Here is a 22441-nt window from a genome sequence, read left to right on the forward strand (position 1 = left end):
CTGTGTCTGGTCATTGGCCTGAAGGGGGCTCAGTCATCCCTGACGGCAGCTGGCATTCACACGGGCACAGTGTCCGCCTGGAAAACCAAAGCCAGTTCCGTGCCAAGCATCTGCAGACGATAGGTTCCCGGCTGTATATCGATCGGTGCCAGCAACGCGCCCGACAGCACCACCTGCCCAGCCTCGATACGGTGACCGTCCGCCAGGAGCCGGCGCACCAACCAGCACAGATTGAACAGGGGGTTGTCTTCCCGAGCCTGCGTATCGCCGCTGCCCAGGTGAACCCCTTCGTGCTCCAGACGATAGGGCACGCAGGCATGCTGTTGCGGCTCGAACGGCGACCTCGGCCCCACACAGTAAAGCCCCGCCGCCGCGTTATCGGCGAGGAAGGCGCCAAGCCCGAAACGCCAGCCTTGCCACCGGCAGTCGGCGATTTCGAACGCGGGCGCCACCTCGGCGATGGCCGTCAGAATGTCCTGGTCGCGGTAGTCCCCCGGCGCCAGCGCGTGCCCGAAGACGAACGCCAGTTCGACCTCCAGCTTGGGCTGGATCAGCCGCGCCAACGGCACCGCACTCCCCGGCTCGACCTGCATCGCATCCGTGAGGCCGCCGTACACCGGTTCGTCGAGAGCAAAGCGTGCTTGCGCGGCTCGGCCAGCGAAGGCGACCTTCCAGCCGCTCGGTTTCTCCCCGGCGGCCACGCGTCGCTCCAGGGTCTGGCGCAACAGCGCGTAGCCTTGCTGCCGGTCCAGCGCCTGCGGTGCCAAAGGTGCAATGGCATGAGCGCTGAGCCTCGCTTGGCGCAGTTGGCCGAGTACATCGTCGGGCGTGCTCATGACAGTTGCTCCGCCAGCTTGCGCAATACACCGTCCAGCCGCTCTGGGGTGGTAATGGCCGCGACAAAGCGGTCCGGACGCACCACGACGATGCAGTCGCGCACCTTGGAGAACCACTCGCCCAGCCGGTTATCCACGTCCTCCACACTGATCGCGTCCATCGCCGTCAGCGGCTGGTTGCGCCCCACGCCGCTGCGCGAACGGTTGACCTGGATAAAGCGCGTGTTCCAACGCGCCCAATACGCGGCCATGTCCTCGCTCAGTGGCGCCCGGGGATTGGTACGGTAACCCAGCACGGCATACGAGTTGCCCAGCATGTCGTCGAGGCGCCGACGTTGGCCCTGGGCATCTTCGATATAAGGCTGCACGAACAGTTGCCCGACCAGATCGTCTTCGCGCAGCTCGGCACGCTCGTGATAGACCAGGCCTTGGGTGATGGTGGCCTTGGGTTTGAACTTGAATTCCAAGAGGTGCGAGCGCAGGTTGTCGACGCTGTTGACCGCCTGGAACAGCCAGTCGCGCACGCCGGCCATCAGCGGGTTGGTCAACCCCAGCACGGCGCCCATGTTGTCGGCCAGCGCCACCAGCTCGGTGGCGTGGCCGCGGCGTTCCTGGTCGTAGCTGGCGAGGATCGACGGCGCCGCGCGGCCCTGAATGATCGCCGCCAGTTTCCAGGCCACGTTGGCCACGTCGCGCAGGCCGGAATTGAGCCCCTGCCCGGCCCAGGGCGGCGAAATATGCGCCGCATCGCCGACCAGCGCGACCCGCCCCTGGACGAACCGCGCCGCAACGCGGGAGTGGTGGGTGTAAGCGCGGATCCGGATGACGTTCAACTGATCCACGGCCGCGCCGATATGGCCGCGGATCAGTTCACGAATCGTCGCCTCGTCGCACATCTTCGCTTCGTCTTCGCCCTCCAGCAGCATGAACTCCCAGCGCCGCTGCTGATAAGGCAGGTAGATGCACACGAAGGGCCGTTGCGGATCGGCATGCAGGGCGGTGTACGGCGCATCCAGGGTGTCGTTGGCCGTATCGACCACCACCCATTTGCGCGGATGCGTGAGCCCGAGCAGTTCGACGCCCAACTGTTTGCGCACGGTGGAACGCCCGCCGTCGGCGCCAATCACATAGTCCGCCTGCAACTGGTAGAGCTCGCCGTGGGCATCGCGCACCTGCAAGGTCACGCCCTGCTCGTCCTGCTCCAGTTCGAGCAGTTCATGGCCCTGGCGCAATTGGACGCTGGCGTGCTGCACGAGATGTTCGCGTAGGGTGCCTTCGAGCAATTGCTGCATGAAGATGTTCCGCATCGGCCAACCGTACTGCGCGACGCTCGGCTTGACCTCGGCGAAACACACGCCACGCGCGTTGTAATAGCGCAGCGGTACATCGCAGATCATGTCACGTGCGGCCAGCTCGGCAATGCCGATCCCCTGCAGCACGCGCAGCGCTTCATCATCCATGCCAACTGCGCGGGGATAAGGCAGGATGCCGTCGGCCAGTTCAAGGACGACGCAGTCGATACCGTACATCCCCATATAGTGTGCGGCGGTGATCCCGTTCGGGCCGCCGCCGACAATGACCACCTGGGTTTTGTCCTGCTTCATCGCTAGTCACCGCTTTCTTGTTGTGGTTTTGATCGGATGCCACGCAAGGCCTTGCGCCCGGGCTCAGTGCAGCCCGTCGAGACCTTGCACATCCGCCGCCTGCAAACCGCCGAGCCGTGCATGCAGGCGTCCGCGCGTGGCGAAGGCCCAGATCACAACGATCTCGTCCGGCGAAGGACCGTCACCGAACATCAGCGACATGCTGTCGTAATGGGAGCGCACATACAGCGCATCCTTGTGAGCCAATGGCACGTCAATGGTCGAACCCGGACCGCCACGTTTGCCGGTGGACGGCACCCAGGATTTGCCACCGCCCAGCGCGACACGGATCGGATCGGCGGCAGGGTTGGTCAGGAACGCGTTGCCGTGCTCGTACTCGCCCTCGGTGCCCACCAGGATAGCCTTGCCGTAGCTGACAATCTCGTGCTCGCCGGCCAGTGCGTTGATGCGCCGGCCGAACTCTTCGCCCAGCAACGGCGAGTCGTCCACCAATGCATCCAGCGTCTGGCTAAAGCGGCCGGCATAGGGGTTGGCAATCACTGCAGCGATGGCGTACTTGTACACAGGTTCGCCATCGGCCAACTGGCCGGTTTCGTTGGCCAGGGTTTCTTCAATGAAGCTGTACCATTTACGGATGTGATAGCTGGCGAAATTCGCGGTTTTCATCAGAGCTGCCTCTATTCAAAGTGGGTCGAGTTTAAAGTTCCGGCTCGGCGCGCCGGCGGCCTTGAAGCGGGCCTTGCCAAGTGCGTCGTCGTGCTCGGTCTCGAGAAAGAATTCCATGCGATTACAATCCGGATCGTGGAAATACACGCCATGGCCGATTTCGTGATCGGTGATTTTCACCACCTCGACGCCTTTGCTCAGCAACATGCCGTAGAGCTGGCGCAGGGTGGTCATGTCGCCGGCGATTTCCAATCCGTAGTGCTGCAACCCCAACCCGCCCTGATGGGCGCCGGGTTCGGCACGAATCAACGCAATGTCGTGGTGCTTGGTGCCAAACGCCATCATCACCCAGCTCTCGCCACGGGCACTTTCGTGCATACCCAGGATGTCGGCGTACCAAAGTGCTGACACATCTGGATCACTCACCCATAGCGATAAGTGAGTACGAAGGACTTCGACTTTCATCACGCACTACCTCAGTTTTTCTTGACGATGGATTGATGCCCCGCCTTGATCTGCGCCACGGCGGGCGTCCACAGCACGTCAGCGATCTCACTGAATTCGCGCCACTGCTTCTGCCAGCCGTCACCGCCGTTCTCGGAGGTGAACAAATGGCCGTACTTGGTGCCCGCGACGATTTGCCGAGGGTTCGCCGGGTTGAAGGCGATAGCCCACACACAGGAATTGGGCTGTTGCGGCAGCGGCAACACCTGCCAACTGAGCGCGGCATCATGGGAGACCAGGATCTTGCTGGTGGTGCCCGGCGTGCCGTCGGAGATGCTCAGGTACAGCGTATCCTGCGTGCCCAATGGCGCACTCATGGCGCGCGCGTAATACAGGCCAAACGCTTCGCGGGCGACGATGCCGGTCCAGGTCAGCCCTTCATCGAGGCTGCGGTAAACCGCATTGACGCAAACCACCACGATGACTTTCTCACCGTGATTGGGCAGGACCAGGATGTTGTGAATGTCCGAGTTGAAGTCCCACAGCAGCCGATCATCGACGCGCATCCAGCTTTCGCCGCCGTTACGCGAATGGAACAGCCCGCCCTCCTCGAGGCCGAACCACACCTGGTTGCGGTCGGTGGGGTCGTAGGCGAAGGCCAGCAACCGTGGACGACTGACGCCGTCACAGAACTCCGGGATTTCCACCGGCGCGCGATCCCAGCTCAGGCCGCCGTCCAGGGTGCGCCATAGCTCGGCGCGCGAAGGCGCACCGGTGCCGACGAATATCCGCAGAGCATCCTGCGGGTCGACCGCCACCTTCCACACGGTCTGCCCGTTGAACGGCGTGTCGACCTGCTGCCAATGGCCGCCTGTGTCGTGGCTGACGCACAAACCAATGTCGGTGCCGGCATAAATCACGTCCGGCGTACCGGGGTGAAAGCTCAGCGAACGGGTGATCGCATCGAACTCCAGATCCTGCCCGAGGCCGAGACGATGCCAACTGCGGCCATCGTCGGCGCTACGGATCACGGCCTGGCCGACGGTGGCGACTAATAGGGTTCCGTTACTCATCGCAGTTACTCCTCAGATGAAGATGCCACGGGTCAGGCCGCCGTCGATGCCGATGGATTCACCGGTCACCGCGCCAGCCTTGGGGGACGCCAGGAAGCCGATCAGCCAGCCCATTTCAATGGGCGCCAGCGTGCGGCGAATCGGCGTTGCGTCGATGTAGCCCTGCTCGACCTGCTCCGGGGTCTTGCCCTGCTTGATCCCTTCGCGCTCGTACAGCTCGCGGATGTGCGGGGTGTCGACCACGCCCGGGTGGATCAGGTTGACCGTGATGCCGAACGCGCCCAACTGGTCGGACAGGGTTTTGGTCATGTGCGCGATCGCCAGGTTGCGCATCCCCGAGAGGACTTTGCTGCTGCGCCCGGTGAGGCCGCCGATGTTGATGATGCGACCGAAACCGCCCGCCTTCATGTGCGGGGTCACGGCCTTGGCACAGCGGAAGTAGCCGATCACTTTGGTGTTGAGGTCCGACAGCAACTCGTCGTCGCCGGCATGCTCGATGTCATTGCGCACCACGCCCGACGGCGCCGCGGCACCGTTGACCAGGATGTCGATGCGGCCGAAGTGCTTGTGCGCGGCGGCGACCATTTCCGACACGGCCGACATATCGTTGGTGTCGCAGAACAGCGGCAGTACTTCGTTGCCGGTCTGCGCGCTGATCTCTTCGGCGGCCAGCTGGAGAAACGCCATGCGCCGCGCGCAGATCACCACCTTGCAGCCTTCTTCGGACAGAAAGCGCGCAACTTCCTTGCCGATGCCCATGCCACCTCCGGTGACGATTGCCACGCGGCCTTTCAATTCCAGATCCATAGCAGTTCCTCTTGTGATTATTCTGTTCAGCCGAGATCGACAAACACACTTTTGGTCTCGGTGTAGGCGTCGATAACGTTCTTGCCCATTTCCCGGCCCCAGCCGGATTGCTTGTAGCCGCCGAACGGCGAAGCCGCATCGACCACGTTCCAACAGTTGATCCACACCGAACCGGCCTGGAGCTGCGCCGCCAGGCGGTGCGCCGAGCGCAAGTCGCGGGTCCACAGGCCGGCGGCCAGGCCATAGGGCGAGTCGTTGGCGCGCAACACCAGGTCATCGACGTCGGTCCAGCTCATGACGGTGAGCACCGGGCCGAAGATCTCTTCGCGGGCCACGCAGGCACGCTCGGCACGATCGAGGAACACGCTCGGCTGGATGAAGTGCCCGCGTTCCAGGTGCTCGGGGCGGCCGCCGCCGCAAATCAGTTCGGCGCCCTCCTCCTGGCCGCGCTGCAGGTAGCCCTTGACCGTATCCAGCTGCCGCGCGGACACCAGCGGGCCCATGCTGTTGGCCGGGTCCAGGCCGTTGCCGAGGACATGGGCGGCAGCGTGGCGCTGCAATTCTTCGAGCACCTGATCCAGCACGCTGGCGTGTACGTACAGGCGCGATGCCGCCGTACACACCTGGCCCTGGTTGTAGAAAATCCCATCGGCGGCGCCCTTGGCGGCGCGCACGATGTCGGCGTCGGGCAAGATGATGTTCGGTGATTTGCCGCCCAGCTCCAGCGAGACCTTCTTCATGTTGCCGGTGGCCGCCTGGGCGATCAGCCGCCCGACCTGGGTCGAGCCGGTGAAGGCGATCTTGTCCACGTCAGGATGCTGCGCCAGCGGTGCGCCGGTCTCGGCGCCCAGGCCGGTGATCAGGTTGACCACACCCGGCGGGAAGCCCGCCGCCTCGATCAACTGCACCAGCCGGATCGCCACCAGCGGCGTCTGCTCGGCGGGCTTGAGCACCGCCACACAGCCGGTGGCCAGCGCCGGGCCGAGCTTCCACACGCACATGTTCAACGGGAAGTTCCACGGCACGATCAAGGCGCAGACGCCCACCGGCTCGCGCAACGTGTAGTTGAGCATCGGTGCGCCGCTGGCCGGCGATACCGGCAGCGTGCTGCCTTCGATCTTGGTCGGCCAACCGGCGAAGTAACGAAGGATGCTGGCCGCGCTGGCCGCCTCGGCGCGTGCGTTGGTAATCGGCTTGCCGTTTTCCAGGGTGATCAGTTGCGCCAGCTCTTCGCGGTGCTGGTCGAGCAAGTCCGCCAGGCGAAACAGCAACACGCCGCGCTGGGCCGGTGACTGCTGCGCCCAAGCCCCCGTGAATGCGGCGCGGGCGGCGGCTACGGCGGCATCCACATCGCGCTCGTCGCTGCGCGCGACTTCCGTGAGTGTTTCTTCGGTGGCCGGGTTTTCCACCGCGAACCGGCGACCGCTGGCCGCGTCTTGCCAGGTACCGCCGATGAACAGACGGCCGGGTTGAGACAGGAACGCCTGGACGGCGGGTAACACGTCAAGCTGATTCATCATCGACTCCTTCACAGTGCCATTTCGATCAGGCAAGGGCCCGCATCGGCGGCGGCATTGGCCAGCGCCCGTTGCAGTTCGGCATTGGTGTGTACGGTACGGGCCGGCACGCCGTAGCCGGTGGCCAGGGCTTTCCAGTCGATCCGCGGACGGTCCAGCACGGTCAGGCTGAGGGCTTGCGGGTCGAGTTCGGTCATGCCGAAACGGCGCAGTTCGTTCTGCAGGATCGCGTAGCGGTGGTTGGCGGCGATCAGGATCACCACCGGCAATTGCTCGCGGGCGATGCTCCACAGGGTTTGAATGGTGTACTGCGCGCTGCCGTCCGATTGCAGGCAAAACACCCGGGTACCGGGCTCCGCCAGCGCGGCGCCGAACCCGACCGGAATGCCCTGGCCAATCGCGCCGCCGGTGTTGGTCAACACACGGTGCCGCGCCGCACTGGCGGAGGCGGTGAAAAACGGATAGCCGCAAGTGCCCCCTTCGACCGAGACAATGCAGTCGTCCGGCAGCGCTGCGGCCAGCACTTGGCCGACCGACTGCGGCGTCAACGCGGCCTCGCCTGGCGGCAGCTCGATCCCCCGCGGGGTCGGCACATAAGCCGGTGCATTCAGCGCGTCGGCCAGCGCGGTCAACGCCCCGGCCACGTCGTCGCCGACGTCGGCCAGCGACAGCAAGCGCTCACGTTCGGCCAGCCGCGACGGAATACCTTCGTAGCCGAAGTAACTGATGGGTTCCGGGACACCGGCACAGACCACCTTGTCGTACTGCTCGAGGATCTCGATGGCCACTTCCGGGAAGTACGGCAGGCGGTCCAGGTCCGGCAGACCGCCGCCCCGGTAGCTGAGCCGGGGAAAGGTTTCGGCGAACAGCCGCACACCGGGCAATTGCGCCAGACGCCCTGCCGCTTCCAGGCCGGCAACCGACAAGCCTTGATCACCGACGATGAAGACCAGCCGCTGACCATCACGCAAGGCCTGCGCGACCGCTTCGATACGGTCGCCGGCAAAGCGGCGGATCGGCGCCTGCATCCGCGTGAACACACCGTTGTGCGTCACCGCGGCGGCTTGCAGGTCCATCGGCAGGATCAGACTGGCGATCTGGCCCTTGGCTTGCCAGGCGGCACGCACGGCTTCCTGCAGGTCCTCACCGATCGCCGAGGCGGTGCGCGATGTGCGAACCCAGCCGGACACGGTGCCGGCCAGGGCCTGGATATCGCTGGCCAGGGGCGGGTCGTAGTTGACGTGCCATGAGGCGTGGTCACCGATCACATTGACGATAGGCGTGTTGGCGCGCCGCGCGTTGTGCAGGTTGGCGATGCCATTGGCAAACCCCGGGCCCAGGTGAGTCAGCGTCATCGCGGGCTTGCCGGCGACGCGGCCGTAACCGTCCGCCGCTCCGGTACAGACGCCTTCGAACAACGACAACACCGGCTTGAGGGCGGGCGCGCTGGCCATGGCCGCCACCAGCGGGATCTCCGTGGTTCCCGGGTTGGCGAAGCAGTACTCGATACCGCTTGCCGCTGCCGCATTCACTATCAGTTGCGCACCATTCATTATCAGCCCTCTCGCTTGAGCATCTTCTTTGATGAGATTTATCACACATAAAATCACATCAAACAAGCTGTTTTTTACCATTTATCTCTACTTATGAGATAAATGCCAATTAATCGGTTATGAAAAGTGCTGCGACGATTGCTTTTTCGCTTAACTGCGATAGTGTGGCGTGACGGCCCCCCATCGGGCCGGCCGTCTTTTCAGCGCGGGCGGGCGTGCCTATAGTGCTCACCCGCGTGCCATCCCCTTTTCTAGGAACGAAATGAGCAGTCTGAGCAAGTTGTTGAGTGTCCTGGACCTGTTCGGTCCGCAGACGTTGAAGATCGATCCGGACACCATCGCCGAGCGCATGGGCCTGTCGCGCGCCACCGTGTATCGCTACGTCAAGGACCTGTGTGACGCCGGCCTGCTGACCCGCGTGGATGCCGGCAGCTACGGCCTGGGGCCGCGCGTGATCGAACTGGACTGGATGATGCGCCAGTACGACCCCATCCTCCTCGCCGGGCGCGAGCTGATGCACGAACTGTCCGCCCAGACCGGCCTGGCCGTGTTCGCCAGCGTTTTTTATGACGGGCGCATCATCAACACCTACATCGCCGAACCCAGCGACACCTACCACTTCTCCTTTGGCCGCGGACACCCGCTGCCGTTTTTTCGCGGCGCGCAATCCAAGGTGCTGATCGCCTTTCAGAAAGGTCGACGCTTGCAACGCCTGTTCGAAGAACACATGGCCAACGACCCGGACAGCCCATACGACTGGGCCAGCTTCTCCAAGGCCGCGAAAAAGATCCGCAAGGACGGCTACTGCCTGACCCACGACGAACTCAACCTGGGCCTGACCGGCATCGCCGCGCCCATCATCCGGCCGGATATGGACGAGGTGGTCGGCAGTCTGTCCGCCGTCGGCAGCAGCCAGAGCTTCAAGCTGCTGCGTCAGGAAACCGTGATCGAAATGGTGATAGACACCACACGGCGAATTGCCGAAAACATGCGCAACCCACCGAGCGCCCCCGCGTCCTGAGGGTCAGGAACGCGACGGCCGTCAACCTCAGAATGGCACCGCGACCGTGAATTGGCTGTACAGGTTGGTGCCATTGCCGACCGTCTGGTTGCCGCCGCTGGTGGAGTCCTGCTTCGGCTTGTAGAGGCCGATCAGCGGCGTGACGATCAGGTGCGGGTTGACGGCCCACTCGACGTAGACGTCCAGCTCCCGCGCATCGAGGTTCAGCGCATTGTTTTTGCGCAACGTGTCGAAGTCAAAGTACAGCGCGCCGACCGTCAGGTTCTCCAATGGCGTTGCCTTGAGACCGACGTGATGGATACCGGTGTTGCTGTTGAACGGGCCGGCATAGTTGGAGGCCACCTCGCCCTGGAACCAGGTGCCGTAACCCGTGCTGAGCCCGGTAAACAGCGAATCCCACTTCTGCGAATAACGGGTATAGCGATAGGTCAGCTTCGGCGCCCAGGCGATGTCGGCAAAGGTGTAGCCGGCTTCGCCGTACCAGGCTTTTTCAGGCCCGGCGTCTTTGTCCTGCCAGGCATACTCGAATGCCAGGCTGACGTTCGGCAGCCCGGCATCGCCTTCGCCGCGCACGCTGTAGACGTTCATACCCTTGCGCTGGCGCTGAAAATCGCTGGCCCAGCGCTCGTTCACATCGATGCCATGCACCCAGGTCAACCCCAGAGTGCCAGGCTTGGCGGTGTAATCCAGGGTGCCGGCGGCCAGTTCGGTTTCAGCCTGGGCGCGGTTGTCGGACTTGAGCCACAACACGCTGCCATGCACGCCCTCCTGCCCGCCCAGGCGCAGGACCGCGGTTTGATCGAAGGCATGCCGCGCCGCCAGGTAAAAGGCCCCACCACGGTTCAGCGCGCCATCCGCCGGGCCCTTGCCCAGGTTCGGCCCGTCGTCGTTGATCAGGAAACCACGACCGATCTTGACCACCTGGCGCCCACCGGAAATATCCACACCGTCCTTGCCCAGTGCCGGAAACAGGTCGCCGGAACGCCACCCGAGGTAAGCGTCTTCAATTTTCGTGGTGTGTTCGGTGCCGAGGGTATTGCCGGCCGGATCACCGTCGCCCCAGGTCGCGGAACTGACCAGCGCGAACGCGCCATAGGCCGTGCCTTTGCCTGCCAGGGCCTGGTCGCCGCTCAAGCCGTATTTGATGAAGCCTTCGCGCCAGGTCGAACCGCCCGGGGCGCCGTCATAGTTTTTGCGACTGTTGAACTGACCGAATACGGCGGTCATATCGGCGTTCAGATGCCGGCTCTCGTCGCTGTAAACCTCATAGGCATGGGCCTGGCCGACGGCGCAAAGCGCCAATGTGGCAGCCAGGGTGCTGCGGCGAAAGGGAGGGGATGGATACCGCATGGTTGAAACTCCTTGAGGTGCACCTTCAAAGGCTGTCTTAGGTATTCGCATAACACTGGCGCAGCCGCGCTGCGCCAGGCTCGCAAGGGCTAGCCGCAAGCGGCGAGCGCGGTGTCCAGCGCCGCGACGATCAATTCGGCCTCCCCGCCCGTGAGGGTCAGCGGTGGCGAAAGAACGATTTTGTTGCCGATCGGCCGCACCAGCACCCCGGCGCGGCGTGCCGCGTCAGCGATCCGCAAAGGCTGCCCGGCCGCCGGGTTCAGCGGTTCGCGGGTGGTTTTGTCCGCCACCAGGTCGAGGGCAATCATCAGGCCCTTGCCGCGCACTTCACCGACCACGGCGTAACGCTCGGTCAGTGCTTGCAGCTGTTCGAGCAATTGCCCGCCGACCTTGACGGCGTTGCCCGGCAGGTCCTCGGCTTCGACGATATCCAGCACCGCCAGAGCGGCCGCGCAGGCGGTCGGATGCCCGCTGTAGGTGTAGCCGTGCATGATCACGTTACTGAAGCCTTCGCCGTGCTCAATCGCGTCGACGATGCGCTGATTGAACATCGTTGCGCCCAGCGGGATATAACCGGCGGTGATGCCTTTGGCCAGGCACAGCATGTCCGGCGCGACACCCCAGCCGCGGCTGCCGAGCATGCAGCCCGAGCGACCGAAACCGGTGACCACTTCGTCGGCGATCAACAGAATGCCGTGGCGGTCGCACACCTCACGCAGGCGCTTCCAGTAGTCGTCCGGCGGCACGATCACGCCACCGGCGCCTTGCACCGGTTCCGCGATCAACGCGGCGATGGTCTGCGCGCCCAGCAAGGCGATCTGATCTTCAAGCTGGCGAATGCAGTGTGCGGTCAGCGCTTGCGGGTCCCGGCAGTCCCAAGGGTTGCGATACAACCATGGGGTGTCGAGCAAATGGCATCCGGCCAACAACGGCCCGTGGTTGTAGTGATAAACCCCATTGCCGCCCACTGACGTGCCGCCCATGTGTACGCCGTGATAACCGTTGCGCAGGGACAAAAAGCGCGTGCGCCCCGGCTCGCCGCTGGCGATCCAGTACTGGCGGGCCATTTTCAGTGCGGTCTCCACCGCATCGGAGCCACCGGAACTGAACAGCACACGCGTCATCTGCTCCTGGGCGAACATCGACGTCAGCCGCTCGGCCAGGTCGAACACCCGCGGATGGGCAATGCCGTCGAAGGTCTGGTAATACGCCAGTTCGTCGAGTTGCGCGGCAATCGCGGCCTTGACCGACGCACGGTTGTGCCCGATGTTGACGTTCCACAGGCCGCCCACGCCGTCGAGCATGCGCTGGCCGTCGATGTCGGTGATGTAGTTGCCGTCGCCACGGGCAATGATCAAGGTCTTGGCACGCTGCGCCGGGGCGCTGGAACTCATCGGATGCCAGAATTTCTTCTGCGCAGTTTTGTATTTTTCGTACATGGCTCAGGCCCTTACTCAGCGTCACGCTTGTGGACAAACAACAGCTGTTGCCCGGTGAATTCCAGCAGCCCTTCAAGGCCGAACTCGACACCGAACCCGGACATCTTGCTGCCGCCGAACGGCGTGTTCGGCTGGATGCGGGCATGGCAGTTGACCCATGCCACGCCGCTTTCCAGACGACTGGCCAACGCCGTCGCCTGTTCGACGTCCGGCCCCCAGACCGAGCCGCCCAAGCCCATGTCGCCCGCATTCGCGCGACGCAGCACGTCTTCCACATCCTGATAGGCGATCAACGGCAACACCGGGCCAAACTGCTCCTCGTCGACCAGCCGCTGGCCGTCCGTGACATCGGCGACCAGCGTGGGTGGATAAAAGAACCCCGGACGCTCCAGGCGTGCGCCGCCGCACAAAACCCGCGCGCCGTGTTCGCGCGCATCGGCGACCAGTGCCTCGACCAGTTGCAGTTGCTCCAGGTTCTGCACCGGACCAAACGTGACCCCCGGCGCCAGGCCGTCACCGACGACCTGGCGTGCGGCGATGCGCGTCAGTGCATCGGCAAACGCCGAGTACTGGGACTCATGAACGTACAAACGCTTGAGGGCCGCACAGGTCTGGCCCATGTTGAGGAACGCTGCCTGGAAAATCGCTTCGGCGACCTCTTCCACCGGCGTGCCCGGCAGTACGATGGCGGCATCGTTACCGCCCAGTTCGAGGGTCAATCGCTTGAGGTTGCCAGCAGCGCCGCGCATCACGCTTTGCCCGGTGGCGGTCGAGCCGGTGAAGACGATCTTCTGGATACCGGGGTGGGAGGTGATCGCGCTGCCGAAACCTTGCTCACCGGTCACGCAATTGATCACCCCGTGGGGCAGATGCCGAGCGATGATGTCCACCAGGCGCAAGGTGCTCAATGGCGTCAGGCTCGAGGGTTTGCTGATCACGCAATTGCCGGCACGCAACGCCGGCATGATGTGCCACACGGCAATCATCACCGGCCAGTTCCACGGTGTGATGGAAGCCACCACGCCCAGCGGCTTGCGGTGCAACTCGACACGCTGGGTGGGGGTTTCTTCCACCAGTTCCACGGGGATCTGTTGCGCGGCGGCATAGCGGGTCCACGCGGCGGCGCCCATGACTTCGGACAACGCCAGCTCCAGCGGTTTGCCCTGTTCGAGAACGATCAACCGGGCCAGGGCGTCGGCATCCTGTTCGATCGCCTCGGCAATCGCCAGCAGGCGCTCGCAACGCAGCGCGTGAGTGCTGTGCCGCCACGTTTTGAAGGCCGCCTGGGCAGCCGCCACCGCCTGGTCCAGTTGCGCCAGGGAACCGGCCGGGCACTGTGCGAATGCGGTGCCGGTGGCTGGGTTGATCACGTCAAACTGCCCGTTTTCACCGGCAACCTGAACCCCGTTGATCAGCATCGTGTAATGGTGCATGTGCAATTTTCCTTTAACGCAGGCACGCCTTGTCGGACACCGACAAGCGCACAGTTCGCAGTAGAGTTGTACCGGGTTGATGCCTTAGAGCTTGTGGCTGCCCAACGCCAGGAACCGCTGGGGCGATACCTTGCGCAAGCGCGCGGCGAGAAAGATGCCGCCGAGCAGGGCCAGGGGGATGACGGCGCACAGGCTGTACGACAACAGCTTGCTGGCGCCCGTGAGCACATCGAAATGCGCCACCGCCAGTACCAGCACCATCAGTAATGCCAGGCAGGAGATCCCCGGCAGAATGCGCCCGCGCAAAACGCTGACGTTGAGCTCGGGATGCCGGTGAAAATACACACACACCGCGACCGAGGTCATCGCCATCAACAAAATCACGCACAGGGTGGCGAGGTTGGAGAACCAGGCGAACAGTTGCAGGATCGGGTCCGCATCCAAGGCGGCGAAGATCAGCACCACCACTGCCGCGATCAGGCTCTGCAAGGCCGAGCCCATATGCGGGCTCTGATGCACGCGGTGCGTGGTGCCCAGCAGACTGTGCAGCAGGCCGTCACGGCCGATCGCGTAGAAGTAGCGCGCGGCGGCGTTATGGAATGCCAACAGCCCGGCGTAGATACTGACCATGAACAGCACGCGGATGATCTGGGTCAGGTAAGGCCCGACGAAGTGATCGGACATGCCGTAGATAAAGGTCGTGGGGTCCTGTAATGCCTGCAGCATCGGCACGATCTTGTCCGCGCCCACGCCCACCACCATCGCCCAGACCGACAGCGCATAGAACCCACCGATCAACAGCACCGAACAGTAGGTGGCAATCGGAATGGTGCGCTGCGGGTTTTTCGCTTCCTCGCCGTAGATCGTCGTGGCCTCGAAGCCGATGAAGGCGGCGAAGCAGAACAGCAGGCCGATCGACGGCGTACCGCTGAACACATGCTGGCTGCTGAATGCGTCGAGATTGACCCCGCTGTCACCGCCGCTCTTGAGAATGGCGAAGTCGAGGGTGAGGATCGCCAGGTACTCGGCGATCACCACGACCGACAATACCCGGGCCGACAGATCAATCTTGCGATAACCGAGGACCGCAATACTGGCCATCGCCATCAGCGAATACGACCACCACGGCAACACCAGGCCAACCAAGCTCTCCATGGTGCCGCTGACCACGCCGCCGAACATGCCATACAGGGCGATCTGGAGAATGTTATAGGCAAACATCGCCAACACCGCCGCCGAGCCCCCGGCCAAACCGCCCAGGCCACGCGAGGTGAAGGCATAGAAACCGCCAGCGTTGGTGAGGTGCCGGGACATGGTGGTGTAACCCACCGAGAACGCCAATAGCACCAGCAAGGCGAGAAGCAGCAACGCCGGGGTGCCGGCACCGTTACCCAGCATGATGCCAATCGGAAAACCGCCGGCGATGACACTGAGCGGACTCGCCGCCGAAACCACGAAAAAGATGATGAAGCCGACACCCAGGGCGCCTCGCTTCAACTCCGTGGAGCTGTTGACCTGAATAGATACACTCATGTTATTGACCTTATTGTATGAGGCAGTCGCTGTGGGGTGGCTCCGATCAAGGCTCTATCGGCACCGGGTAGCGCTTTTATTTTTTGGCTTGCACGCTGTATTCGATCCTATGCCCCCCTACAAACCCCTCGCTATCCCAAATCGGTAGCATCGCCTGCACCGCCCCAAAACAGTTCAGCGTCCAGCACCGTTCCCCGCCGATTTGGGATAACCCCCCGGATGTTCATCCCTGCACTCTAGGGTCGCCGTGCTATGCCCGGATGTCGGCTAGCAACAATAAGAAACGACGGCGCCCACCAGGCTATTACAGCCCATAGAGCCCTCACGCGCAGGAACCCCCAGCCATGCCTTTTGCTCACCTGACTATTCAATGGCGCATCACACTCCTGAGCGGGCTGTGCCTGCTGGCCGTTGTCGCCGCATTGACCGGCGCCTCGCTGTACCAGAATCAACAAAGTGCAGAACTGCTCAAGGCACGCAGCACTCAGTTGCTGGCGCAAGCGGCCACGGAGCACTTGCAGGCCCAGGCGGTTGCCCACGGTCAGCAGGTTGCGCGGTTTTTCAATGAGACGGCGCTGTATGGCGAAGGCTTCGCGCAACAGGTCCTGCAACTGCGCGAACAAACCCTCAATGGCCACCTCTCGGCGACACAACTGCGCGAGACACTGGTGAACATTACTCGCCAGACACTGCTCAAGCGCGACAAAGTGCTCGGCCTGTACGTGGTGTTGCTGCCCGATGCGCTGGCAGGTGCCGACGCGCAGTTCACCGCGCAACGTGCGTTGGCAGGCAACGAAACAGGCCGGTTCGCGCTGTATTGGTCGCAGAGCCAACCGGGGCAGTTGGTCCAGGAAGTACTCACCGAGCCGCAAATCACCGCCAACCATGCGCCGGCGGGCAGTGAGCCGGAAAACGCCTGGTACGTCTGCCCGCAGGCCCAGGGCCGCACCTGTGTGGTGGCGCCCTATGAAAGCGAGGTGGAGGGCCGCAAAGTCCTGATGAGTAGCATTTCGATTCCACTGATCGCCAACGGCACGACGATCGGCGTGGTCGGCATGGACATCGGCCTCGACACCCTGCAGAAACTCGCGGCCAACCTGCGCCAGGATCTGTACCAGGGCGCCAGCGCAGTCAGCATAGTCGCAAACTCGGGCCAGGTGGCCGGGCGCAGTGGCGAGGTCTCGGGCGCCAGCATCGACATCAGTCAGGCCGTCCAGACCGTGGCGGGCAGCCCACCGTGGACGTTGCAGCTGAAGGTGCCGCAAGCCGTGGCGCAGGCCCCCGTTCGGCAGATGCAGAGCGAACTGGATGCCCAACGCCGCCAGGCCAATTGGCTCAACCTGGGCCTCGGTTTGCTCGCCAGTTGCCTGGGCATGCTGCTGATCTGGCTGGCGGCCTACGGCGTGACGCGCCCGCTGCTGAAGGTGGCCAGCCTGCTCGATGCGATTGTCGATGGCGACGGTGATCTCACCCAACGCCTGCCGGTGGCTCGCCACGATGAGCTGGGCGCACTGAGCAACGGTTTCAACCGTTTCCTGGACAAATTGCAGCCGATCATCCGCGACATCCAATCCGCCTCGCGGGACACGCGCACCAGTGCCGACACGTCCTCGGGCATTGCCCGGGAGGTCAGCGCAGGCATGCAGCGCCAGTACCGTGAAGTGGAACTGGCGGCGACCGCGCTGCATGAAATGAGCGCCAGTGCCCAGGAAGTGGCGCGCCACTCGCACTCTGCCGCCGACGCCGCGAGCGCCGCGGAAAGCGCGAGCCGCTCCGGTCAGGCCGTCTTCGCCAGCGCCGTACACAACATCGAACACCTCGACCAGCGCCTGGACGCCACACTCAAGCAGGTACACGCCCTCGCCGACAGCAGCAGCCAGATCAGCCAGGTGCTGGACGTGATCTGCACCCTCGCTCAACAGACCAATCTGCTGGCCTTGAACGCGGCCATCGAAGCGGCCAGAGCGGGCGAACAAGGGCGCGGTTTTGCGGTGGTGGCCGATGAAGTCAGGCACCTGGCCAGCAACACCCAGAGTTCGGTCGAACAGGTGCGCAACGTGATCGAGAGGTTGCAACAGCTGAGCCAGGAGGTGGTACACAGCACTCAACTGAGTCGCGAACAAGCCGGCAGCAGCGTGATCCAGGTGCAACAGACGCGTGCGGCGCTGCAGAACATCTCCCAGGCCGTGGACGTGATCGAGCAGATGAACCAGCAGATCGCCAGCGCCGCCCTGGAACAAAGCACCGTCGTGGACGATATCAGCCAGCGTGTCAGTGACATCCGAGGCATCAGCGAAACACTCACCACGCGCATGAACGAGGCCTCCAGGGCCAGTGACTCACTGCATGAAATGGCCAACCATCAACAGAACCTGGTGGGCCATTTCCGTGTGTGAGGGGCAATGCAGCACAACTGAGCTACAGTGGCCGGCCTTCGACACTTTACCCATCGAGCCCTGCCCATGACCGCTTCGCGACGCTGGTTGATCCTGGCCATTATTTCCAGCGCATTGCTGCTCATCGTGATTGACATGACCGTGCTGTACACCGCGTTGCCGACACTGACGCGCGAGCTCGGTGCGACGGCGTCGCAGAAACTGTGGATCATCAATATCTATGCGCTGATCGCCGCCGGGCTGTTGCTGGGCATGGGCACGCTCGGCGACCGCCTGGGGCATAAACGGCTATTTATCGGGGGCTTGAGTGTATTTGGGCTGTGCTCGCTGATCGCAGCCTTCTCGCCTTCGGCCAGCGTATTGATCGGCGCGCGGGGGTTCCTGGCGGTCGGCGCAGCGATGATGATGCCCGCCACATTGGCCCTGGTCCGGTTGACGTTCACCGACGAGCGCGAACAGGCCATGGCGTTCGGGATCTGGGCCTCGGTGGCCTCGGGGGGCGCGGCGTTCGGGCCGGTGGTGGGTGGCCTGTTGCTGGAGCATTTCTGGTGGGGCTCGGTGTTTCTGATCAACGTGCCGATTGTGCTGCTGGCGTTGCTCGTCGGCGTGCTGTTGATCCCCGACCACCCGGGAAACCCCGAACGACGTTGGGATTGGCTGGGTTCGCTGCAGGTGATGATCGGGTTGATCAGCATGGCGTATGCCGTCAAGGAACTCGGCAAACGGGTGCCCTCCTTCGACGCCATGCTGGTGGCGGTCGTGCTCGGTGCGCTCTGCCTCACACTGTTCATTCGGCGCCAACGCCGAGCGACGCAACCGATGCTCGATCTGTCGTTGTTCAGCACGCCCGGATTCAGAAATGCCGTGATTGCAGCGCTCGTGTCCGCCGCCGCCTTGATTGGCATGGAACTGGTGTTCAGCCAGCGCCTGCAGCTGGTGCTGGGCCTGTCGCCGCTGGACGCGGCGCTGTTCATCCTGCCGCTGCCACTGGGTTCCTTCGTCGCCGGCCCGCTTGCCGGCTACTACCTGCCGCGCCTGGGCAACCAACGCATGCTGTTCTGGACATTGCTGCTGTCAGCCGCCGCGATGCTGGCCTATGTGTCGCTGTACAACGCCGCAGTGCCGCTGCAAATCGTCAGCCTGGCGCTGCTGGGCCTGACCATGGGGGCGGCACTGACCGCAGCGTCGAGCACTATCATGCTCAGCGTGCCCGCCGACAAGGCCGGCATGGCCGCCTCCCTTGAGGAAGTCTCGTTCGAACTGGGCGGTGCGGTGGGCGTGACACTGGCAGGCAGCCTCTTGTCAGCGATCTACGCGTACTCGACAGGCCTGATGATCCCGTCATGGCTGAGCCGAAACCCCATGACATTCGAGAGCCTCGACGACGCGCTGAAAGTCGCCGAGACCTTGTCACCCGAGGGCGCCGCCATGCTGACGGCGTTCGCCCGTGCGGCGTTTGATGCAGGCTTCGTGGTCGTGCTGGTGACGATGGCGGTACTGCTGTTGATGGCCGCGCTGCTGGTCAAGCTGAGCCGGCAGGCGCAGTGAAACCGCGCCCTTGGGCTCGATCAGCGGCTCACCACACGGCGATATGCGAATCCGTCCGCGGCTCGGTCCCCCCGCACAGCACGCCGCTGACCGGGTCGCGCAGAATGATCTGCCCACGCCCGTAGTCGGTCAGGTCGCTGTCGGTCTGCACCTTATGCCCGCGCCGCGCCAGTGCATTGACCAAGTCCCGCGAAGCGCCGTGTTCGATGCCGACCTTCATGTCGCCCAGCCATTGCCAGCGCGGTGCGTCCAGGGCCGCCTGGGGGTTGAGGCCGAAGTCCACCAGGTTCATCACCATCTGCACATGGCCCTGGGGCTGCATGTAGCCGCCCATCACGCCGAACGGTCCGAGAGCCTGGCCGTCCTTGGTGAGAAAGCCCGGGATGATGGTGTGGAAGGTTTTCTTGCCCGCGGCCAGGCAGTTGGCGTGGGCCGGATCGAGGCTGAATTCCTGCCCGCGATTCTGCAGGGCGATGCCGCTGTCGGGCAGCACCACGCCGGAGCCGAAGCCGTGGTAGTTACTCTGGATGAACGAAACCATATTGCCTTCGGCGTCCGCCGTGGCCAGGTATACCGTGCCGCTGGCGTGGGGGTCGCCGGGCTTGGGCGGCTGCGCCTGTTCACCGATCTGGCTGCGGCGGCGCGTGCTGTAGGCGTCGCTCAGCAGATCGGCCACCGCCACACGCATATGCTGGGGGTCGGTGATGTAGTGCAGGCCGTCGCTGTAGGCGAGCTTCATCGCTTCCAACTGACGGTGCCAGGTCTGTTGGCTGTCGCGGTGATCGAAGCTGAAGCCTTCAAGGATCTTCAGCGTCATCAACGCCACCAGCCCCTGCCCGCTCGGCGGAATTTCCCAGACGTCCACGCCGCGATAATTGATATGGATCGGCGCCACCCACTGCGCGCGGTAATCCTTGAGGTCGCTGGCGCGCAGGTAACCGCCGCTGGCGCGGGAGTGCGCGTCAAGGCGCTCGGCCAAGGCGCCGCGATAGAGGCTTTCGCAGCGGGTCGCGGCGAGTTCTTCCAGCGTGTGGGCCTGGGCCGGGTTGCGGAAGATCTGCCCGGCCTGTGGTGCGCGCCCGTCGATCAGGAACGTGTCGAACCAGGCGTCCAGCACCGCGTCGCGATGGGGGCTGAATTCATTCAGGGCGATCTGCCATTGATGGGCGACCACCGGCGACACGGGGAAACCGTCGCGCGCCAGGCTGATCGCCGGTTGCAGCAGTTCGGCAAAGGGCAACTTGCCGAAGCGTTGCGACAGCTCCGCCCAGGCCGATGGACAACCGGGCACGGTGACCGGTGTCCAGCCGTACAGCGGCATCCGCTCATGGCCCGCCGCCTTGACCGCCTCGATGTTCAAGGCGGCCGGCGCGTGGCCGTTGCCGTTCAGGCCGTGCAACTGGCCCTTGCACCACACCAGGGCAAAGGCATCGCCGCCCAGGCCGCAGCCGGTGGGTTCCACCACGGTGAGCGCCGCCGCCGTGGCGATGGCGGCATCGATGGCATTACCGCCCTTTTGCATGATCTCGATCCCGGCCTGGGCGGCCAGCGGTTGGGACGCCGCGACCATGCCGCGACGGGCGAAGACGCTTTGGCGTTGCGACGGATAAGGGTACTCGTGAGCAGAAAATTTCAACATGGCAAAGGCTCTTCAAAAAAAGTCATAACACGCGGCTGAGAAAGGCTCGGGTACGCGGATGGCTGGGGTGGCTGAAGATCTGTTCCGGCGGGCCCTGCTCGATCAGTTCGCCCTGATCGAGCACCACCACGCGGTCGGCCACTTCACGGGCGAAGCCCATCTCATGGGTGACCACCACCATGGTCATGCCCTCCTCGGCCAGTTCCTTCATCACCTGCAGCACTTCGCCGACGGTTTCCGGGTCGAGGGCGCTGGTGGGCTCGTCGAACAGCATCGCCTGGGGCTTCATCGCCAGCGCGCGGGCGATCGCCACCCGTTGCTGCTGGCCGCCGGAGAGCATCGACGGGTAATGGCTGGCCTTGTCCGCCAGGCCGACCCGCGCCAGCAGGCCACGGGCCTGTTCCAGCGCTTGCGCACGCGGCGTGCCGAGCACCTGGATCGGCGCTTCGATGATGTTTTCCAGCGCGGTCATGTGCGGGAACAGGTTGAAACGCTGGAACACCATGCCGATGTCGCGGCGCTGACGGGCGATGTTGCGCTCTGAATCGCGCACCAGGCTGCCGTCGCTGCGCTCGCAATAACCCATGGCGCGACCGTTGACGCGGATGCGCCCGCCCTGGATGTCTTCCAGCAAATTGATGCAGCGGATAAAGGTGGTCTTGCCGGAGCCGGAGGCGCCGATCAGCACCACCACTTCGCCACGGCGTACTTGCAGCGAGATGCCCTTGAGAATCGGCAATGTACCGAACGACTTGTGGATATCCAGCGCTTCGATGATCAGTTCTTCACTTTGGTGCGCCATGGTTAACGTCCCCTCAGCAGTTTCAGGGTGCTGCGCCCGAACAGGCGGCTGGACGCCGTCGGCGGCGCGGTGGGCCGGTCGGACTGGCTGAAGCGCGTCTCCAGCCAGCGTTGGAAAAAGCCCCACAGTGTCGTCAGCGTCAAGAAGTAGAGGGCGACCACCAGGTACAGCTCAAATACGCGGAAGGTCGCCGAGGTGATCATCTGCGTACTGAGCAGCAGCTCCTGCACACCGATCACGCTGACCAGGGTGGTGTTCTTGAGCATCACGTTGAACTCGTTGCCCAGCGGCGGCACGATCACCCGGAAGGCCTGGGGCAGCACAATGCGCCGCATCAGCTTGGCGAAGCCCATGCCCAGGGAACGCCCGGCTTCGTATTGGCCCTTGTCCACCGCGCCGATACCGGCACGGATGATCTCGGCCATGTACGCGCCTTCGTTGAGGCCCAGGGCGATGATGGCCGCCTGGATATTGCCGGGCACGATCAGGCCGAACAGCTCGATGTCCTCGAAGCGGAAAATCCCGCCCGCCGCCAATGCGGTGTACAGAAACACGATCTGCACCAGCAACGGCGTGCCGCGCATCAACCACACATAAAAGCGTACCGGCAGGTGCAACAGCGGGTTCTTCGACAAGCGCAACAGCGCCGCCGCCAGCCCCAGCACGCAGCCGAGCAGCATCGCCAGCACGCTGATCAGGCAGGTCAACCAGAGCCCGGTGAGGTACACCCCGCTGGGCTGCAGCAGGTACTGCCAGAACACATCCCAATTGAAATTCATC

General features: G+C 63.9%; 18 protein-coding genes and 1 pseudogene. 4 read left to right on the forward strand and 15 right to left on the reverse strand.

The features are described from left to right. Positions 1–56: 56 nt before the first annotated feature. From ACVWZP_RS10250 to ACVWZP_RS10285, 8 genes are all read right to left on the reverse strand, one after another. Positions 57–836: a 2-keto-4-pentenoate hydratase gene (locus ACVWZP_RS10250; RefSeq protein WP_128192040.1), complete on the reverse strand. Its 780-nt coding sequence runs from the start codon at positions 834–836 to the stop codon at positions 57–59. Further along, positions 833–2440: a bifunctional 3-(3-hydroxy-phenyl)propionate/3-hydroxycinnamic acid hydroxylase gene (locus tag ACVWZP_RS10255; RefSeq protein WP_046384085.1), complete on the reverse strand. Its 1608-nt coding sequence runs from the start codon at positions 2438–2440 to the stop codon at positions 833–835. Before ACVWZP_RS10255 ends, ACVWZP_RS10250 begins: the two co-directional genes overlap by 4 nt. 63 nt (positions 2441–2503) lie before the next feature. Then, positions 2504–3106 (reverse strand): amino acid synthesis family protein, encoded by a 603-nt coding sequence (locus ACVWZP_RS10260; RefSeq protein WP_046384086.1) that lies wholly within the window; start codon positions 3104–3106, stop codon positions 2504–2506. A 15-nt stretch (positions 3107–3121) separates the two neighbouring features. Next, positions 3122–3571 (reverse strand): VOC family protein, encoded by a 450-nt coding sequence (locus tag ACVWZP_RS10265; protein WP_046384087.1) that lies wholly within the window; start codon positions 3569–3571, stop codon positions 3122–3124. Between the two features lie 11 nt (positions 3572–3582). After that, complete coding sequence (locus tag ACVWZP_RS10270) at positions 3583–4623, reverse strand: WD40/YVTN/BNR-like repeat-containing protein (protein ID WP_046384088.1); 1041 nt, start codon at positions 4621–4623, stop codon at positions 3583–3585. Positions 4624–4635: 12 nt separating this feature from the next. After that, positions 4636–5430, reverse strand: coding sequence for an SDR family NAD(P)-dependent oxidoreductase (locus tag ACVWZP_RS10275; RefSeq protein WP_017846967.1), 795 nt, complete (start codon positions 5428–5430; stop codon positions 4636–4638). Between the two features lie 26 nt (positions 5431–5456). Beyond that, on the reverse strand, positions 5457–6947 hold the full coding sequence (locus tag ACVWZP_RS10280; protein WP_201022091.1) for an aldehyde dehydrogenase family protein: 1491 nt from the start codon (positions 6945–6947) through the stop codon (positions 5457–5459). A gap of 11 nt (positions 6948–6958) precedes the next feature. After that, positions 6959–8500 (reverse strand): acetolactate synthase large subunit, encoded by a 1542-nt coding sequence (locus tag ACVWZP_RS10285; RefSeq protein ID WP_046384090.1) that lies wholly within the window; start codon positions 8498–8500, stop codon positions 6959–6961. Between the two features lie 262 nt (positions 8501–8762). Between ACVWZP_RS10285 and ACVWZP_RS10290 the strand changes: the two genes are divergently transcribed. Then, complete coding sequence (locus ACVWZP_RS10290; protein WP_457369716.1) at positions 8763–9521, forward strand: IclR family transcriptional regulator; 759 nt, start codon at positions 8763–8765, stop codon at positions 9519–9521. A 27-nt stretch (positions 9522–9548) separates the two neighbouring features. On the opposite strand, the gene ACVWZP_RS10295 is transcribed toward ACVWZP_RS10290, so the two are convergent. The 4 genes from ACVWZP_RS10295 to ACVWZP_RS10310 all read right to left on the reverse strand — a co-directional run bounded on the left by ACVWZP_RS10295 (position 9549) and on the right by ACVWZP_RS10310 (position 15276). After that, the gene (locus ACVWZP_RS10295; protein ID WP_457369717.1) at positions 9549–10871 is read right to left on the reverse strand and encodes a hypothetical protein; all 1323 of its coding nucleotides are present in this window, start codon (positions 10869–10871) and stop codon (positions 9549–9551) included. Positions 10872–10960: 89 nt separating this feature from the next. Then, on the reverse strand, positions 10961–12310 hold the full coding sequence (locus ACVWZP_RS10300; RefSeq protein ID WP_457369718.1) for an aminotransferase class III-fold pyridoxal phosphate-dependent enzyme: 1350 nt from the start codon (positions 12308–12310) through the stop codon (positions 10961–10963). A gap of 11 nt (positions 12311–12321) precedes the next feature. Continuing rightward, positions 12322–13743: an aldehyde dehydrogenase family protein gene (locus ACVWZP_RS10305; protein ID WP_288081791.1), complete on the reverse strand. Its 1422-nt coding sequence runs from the start codon at positions 13741–13743 to the stop codon at positions 12322–12324. An 84-nt stretch (positions 13744–13827) separates the two neighbouring features. Next, positions 13828–15276 carry an APC family permease gene (locus ACVWZP_RS10310; protein WP_457369719.1) on the reverse strand — a complete coding sequence of 483 codons (1449 nt, stop codon included), beginning with the start codon at positions 15274–15276 and terminating at the stop codon, positions 13828–13830. A 344-nt stretch (positions 15277–15620) separates the two neighbouring features. Between ACVWZP_RS10310 and ACVWZP_RS10315 the strand changes: the two are divergent. The 3 genes and pseudogenes from ACVWZP_RS10315 to ACVWZP_RS10325 all read left to right on the forward strand — a co-directional run. Continuing rightward, positions 15621–16814: pseudogene (locus ACVWZP_RS10315) on the forward strand (PDC sensor domain-containing protein); the annotation flags it as partial. Between the two features lie 102 nt (positions 16815–16916). Next, a complete protein-coding gene (locus ACVWZP_RS10320; RefSeq protein WP_370737511.1) occupies positions 16917–17672 on the forward strand; it encodes a methyl-accepting chemotaxis protein in 756 nt (251 codons plus the stop codon). A gap of 66 nt (positions 17673–17738) precedes the next feature. Then, positions 17739–19220, forward strand: coding sequence for an MFS transporter (locus ACVWZP_RS10325; RefSeq protein WP_288081795.1), 1482 nt, complete (start codon positions 17739–17741; stop codon positions 19218–19220). A gap of 28 nt (positions 19221–19248) precedes the next feature. On the opposite strand, the gene ACVWZP_RS10330 is transcribed toward ACVWZP_RS10325, so the two are convergent. The 3 genes from ACVWZP_RS10330 to ACVWZP_RS10340 are packed head-to-tail and all read right to left on the reverse strand — an operon-like array spanning position 19249 to position 22440. Further along, positions 19249–20859 (reverse strand): gamma-glutamyltransferase family protein, encoded by a 1611-nt coding sequence (locus ACVWZP_RS10330; protein WP_232566455.1) that lies wholly within the window; start codon positions 20857–20859, stop codon positions 19249–19251. A gap of 22 nt (positions 20860–20881) precedes the next feature. Continuing rightward, positions 20882–21661 (reverse strand): amino acid ABC transporter ATP-binding protein, encoded by a 780-nt coding sequence (locus ACVWZP_RS10335; protein WP_457369720.1) that lies wholly within the window; start codon positions 21659–21661, stop codon positions 20882–20884. A gap of 2 nt (positions 21662–21663) precedes the next feature. Then, positions 21664–22440, reverse strand: coding sequence for an amino acid ABC transporter permease (locus ACVWZP_RS10340; RefSeq protein WP_046384099.1), 777 nt, complete (start codon positions 22438–22440; stop codon positions 21664–21666). Position 22441: the final 1 nt, after the last annotated feature.

Source organism: Pseudomonas sp. TE36184 (assembly GCF_054060055.1).

Bases quoted from the DNA above. Each gene is read 5' to 3' on its own strand.
- ACVWZP_RS10250 (WP_128192040.1), bottom strand. From the start codon at position 836: ATGAGCACGCCCGACGATGTACTCGGCCAACTGCGCCAAGCGAGGCTC.
- ACVWZP_RS10255 (WP_046384085.1), bottom strand. From the start codon at position 2,440: ATGAAGCAGGACAAAACCCAGGTGGTCATTGTCGGCGGCGGCCCGAAC.
- ACVWZP_RS10260 (WP_046384086.1), bottom strand. From the start codon at position 3,106: ATGAAAACCGCGAATTTCGCCAGCTATCACATCCGTAAATGGTACAGC.
- ACVWZP_RS10265 (WP_046384087.1), bottom strand. From the start codon at position 3,571: ATGAAAGTCGAAGTCCTTCGTACTCACTTATCGCTATGGGTGAGTGAT.
- ACVWZP_RS10270 (WP_046384088.1), bottom strand. From the start codon at position 4,623: ATGAGTAACGGAACCCTATTAGTCGCCACCGTCGGCCAGGCCGTGATC.
- ACVWZP_RS10275 (WP_017846967.1), bottom strand. From the start codon at position 5,430: ATGGATCTGGAATTGAAAGGCCGCGTGGCAATCGTCACCGGAGGTGGC.
- ACVWZP_RS10280 (WP_201022091.1), bottom strand. From the start codon at position 6,947: ATGAATCAGCTTGACGTGTTACCCGCCGTCCAGGCGTTCCTGTCTCAA.
- ACVWZP_RS10285 (WP_046384090.1), bottom strand. From the start codon at position 8,500: ATGAATGGTGCGCAACTGATAGTGAATGCGGCAGCGGCAAGCGGTATC.
- ACVWZP_RS10290 (WP_457369716.1), top strand. From the start codon at position 8,763: ATGAGCAGTCTGAGCAAGTTGTTGAGTGTCCTGGACCTGTTCGGTCCG.
- ACVWZP_RS10295 (WP_457369717.1), bottom strand. From the start codon at position 10,871: ATGCGGTATCCATCCCCTCCCTTTCGCCGCAGCACCCTGGCTGCCACA.
- ACVWZP_RS10300 (WP_457369718.1), bottom strand. From the start codon at position 12,310: ATGTACGAAAAATACAAAACTGCGCAGAAGAAATTCTGGCATCCGATG.
- ACVWZP_RS10305 (WP_288081791.1), bottom strand. From the start codon at position 13,743: ATGCACCATTACACGATGCTGATCAACGGGGTTCAGGTTGCCGGTGAA.
- ACVWZP_RS10310 (WP_457369719.1), bottom strand. From the start codon at position 15,276: ATGAGTGTATCTATTCAGGTCAACAGCTCCACGGAGTTGAAGCGAGGC.
- ACVWZP_RS10320 (WP_370737511.1), top strand. From the start codon at position 16,917: ATGCAGCGCCAGTACCGTGAAGTGGAACTGGCGGCGACCGCGCTGCAT.
- ACVWZP_RS10325 (WP_288081795.1), top strand. From the start codon at position 17,739: ATGACCGCTTCGCGACGCTGGTTGATCCTGGCCATTATTTCCAGCGCA.
- ACVWZP_RS10330 (WP_232566455.1), bottom strand. From the start codon at position 20,859: ATGTTGAAATTTTCTGCTCACGAGTACCCTTATCCGTCGCAACGCCAA.
- ACVWZP_RS10335 (WP_457369720.1), bottom strand. From the start codon at position 21,661: ATGGCGCACCAAAGTGAAGAACTGATCATCGAAGCGCTGGATATCCAC.
- ACVWZP_RS10340 (WP_046384099.1), bottom strand. From the start codon at position 22,440: ATGAATTTCAATTGGGATGTGTTCTGGCAGTACCTGCTGCAGCCCAGC.